Below are 1,123 nucleotides of genomic sequence, written 5' to 3' on the forward strand. Positions count from 1 at the left end.
ATCCCCGTATCTATGTTGAAATTCAAGTATATAAGAAAATACCTGTAGATAAAACACTCTTTTTCAAGTGTCCTAACTACAGGTACCATATTAATATTTACTCTCTTCTTTTTCAAAAAGAAATGCCGATTACGATCAGCTTATGTATGATTGTTAAAAATGAAGAAACGATGCTTTCCTCCTGCCTTGACTGTGTAAAGGATATTGTTGATGAAATCATTATTGTGGATACAGGCTCTGCTGACCGTACAAAAGAAATCGCTGAACGGTATACGGATTTAGTCTACGATTTCGAATGGATTGATGATTTTTCTGCAGCTCGCAATTATGCCTTTAGTAATGCGACTAAAGACTATATTCTTTGGTTGGATGCAGACGACATACTCACTAAAAAGAATCAGACGAAACTTTTGGAATTAAAAAAGACACTTGATCCGTCAGTTGATTCAGTGACAATGTTGTACCATTTAGGAGCCGATGAATCAGGGAAACCTGTTATCAGTTATAGGCGAAATCGTCTAGTCAAAAGAATGAGGAACTTCCAGTGGCACGGGGCGGTTCATGAGTATCTTGAAGTTTTCGGCCATATTATTAACAGTGACATCGCAGTCACTCATACTGGCGTTTCCCATGACTCTGAGCGGAATTTACGAATTTATGAAAAGCGGCTGGAAAAAGGGGAAGAGTTTTCACCTAGGGATCTTTATTACTATGCTAATGAACTGTTTGATCACCAACAGTATGAAAAAGCAATTGATTACTATTTAAAGTTTTTGAATTCTGGAAAAGGATGGGTTGAGGATAACATTTCGGCTTGCGGTAAATTGGCTGATATTTATTTTCATTTAGGAGATGAAAAGAAAGCAGCGGCATATGCCCTTAAGTCATTCGAATATGATATTCCGCGTGCGGAATTTTGCTGCCGAATAGGTTTTTATTTTTTTAATAAGAATGATTACCATAAGGCTTTATTTTGGTATAAATTAGCGACAGCGCTAGAAAAACCGGAAGATAATTGGGGATTTTTCATTGTTTAGGAAACTATAAAATGTCGATTTGTGGATAATTGTTCGGTAAAATGTTCGTAGATTTACTTTGGGGTGGTAACATGGGGAAACATAAA

At 36.5% G+C, this 1,123-nt stretch carries 1 protein-coding gene; it reads left to right on the forward strand.

Annotated features, from left to right (window positions below; translation table 11 throughout):
• Window positions 1-170 precede the first annotated feature (170 nt).
• Window positions 171-1,037 (forward strand): tetratricopeptide repeat-containing glycosyltransferase family 2 protein, encoded by an 867-nt coding sequence (locus JOD45_RS16450; protein WP_420825890.1) that lies wholly within the window; start codon window positions 171-173, stop codon window positions 1,035-1,037.
• Window positions 1,038-1,123: the final 86 nt, after the last annotated feature.

This window comes from Scopulibacillus daqui, from assembly GCF_016908855.1.
Classification (GTDB): Bacteria; Bacillota; Bacilli; order Bacillales; family Sporolactobacillaceae; genus Scopulibacillus_A; species Scopulibacillus_A daqui.

Coding starts and splice junctions, on each gene's coding strand:
- JOD45_RS16450 (WP_420825890.1), top strand. CDS start 171: ATGCTTTCCTCCTGCCTTGACTGTGTAAAGGATATTGTTGATGAAATC.